Here is a 1,010-nt window from a genome sequence, read left to right on the forward strand (position 1 = left end):
GCCTTCGACACCGTGCGGACCTTCAGCCCCGACACCCGCATCATCGGCGGCCACATCACCGGCGGCACCACCGGCATCGACGTCGGCGCCGCCACCACCATCTCCGGCACCGTCATCGACCACGCCCAGGAAGGCATCCGCTCCCGCTCGGCCCAACTCGTACACGCCGACAACGTCGACGTGGCCACCACCGCCCTGGGCATCAACGCCGCCGAGGGCAGCCCCTTCCTGCTCACCGCCTCCCGCGTACACGCCCTCGAAGCCGTCCGCGGCCAGGTCGGCCAGGCCGGGCCCAACGAGCTGAGCCTGCCCCCGCTCAACCTCCTCGGCGCCATCGGCATCCCCCTGATCCTGCTGGCCATCGTCCTGGAACAGGTCCACACCCGCCGCCAGCGCCGCACCGCACACGCCTACCGTCGCCCCCCGCCCGTCCTACCCTCCGCCGGAGGCTGACCGATGACCATGACGAGGCGCCGCGCGCTGCGGCGCTCCGCCGCAGCGGCCGTGAACGTCCTGCTGATGGGCGCGACGGCATGTGACACCACCTGGATCTCTCCGGAGCCGGCCCCCACGGCGGTCGACTCCGTGGTCACCCCGAAGGACCTGCAGAGGTTCATCGGCACCGGGCTCGTCTACGACGACCGCGGCGGCTTCGGTCTCGACGAGGCCCAGCTCCTGACCACCACCGACGCCCCCGGCGGGATCCTGCTCCGCGTCTCCTACCCCGCGGGCTCCGCCAGCCGCGCCGCCGGCGGCCCCGACGGCGGCACCCAGGCCTACCTCCGCCTCCCCGACACCAGCACCGCGACCGACACCCTCGACCTGCGCTACCAACTCCGCTTCCCCCCCGAATTCGACTTCGTCAAGGGCGGAAAGCTCCCCGGCCTCTACGGCGGCACCGTCACCAGCGGCCAACACATCCCCGACGGCACCAACGGCTTCTCCACCCGCTACATGTGGCGCACCGACGGCGCCGGCGAGGTCTACGCCTACCTCCCCACCTCCCAGCA

General features: G+C 72.5%; 2 protein-coding genes. Both read left to right on the plus strand.

Annotated features, from left to right (window positions below; all coding sequences use genetic code 11):
- On the plus strand, positions 1-453 hold a 453-nt coding region (locus tag HF577_RS37215), incomplete at its 5' end, for a hypothetical protein (protein ID WP_169400688.1).
- A 3-nt stretch (positions 454-456) separates the two neighbouring features.
- The coding region (locus tag HF577_RS37780; RefSeq protein ID WP_407692287.1) for a polysaccharide lyase at positions 457-1,010 on the plus strand (554 nt) is incomplete at its 3' end.

The organism is Pseudonocardia xinjiangensis, from assembly GCF_012911925.1.
Taxonomy (GTDB): Bacteria; Actinomycetota; Actinomycetes; order Mycobacteriales; family Pseudonocardiaceae; genus Pseudonocardia; species Pseudonocardia xinjiangensis.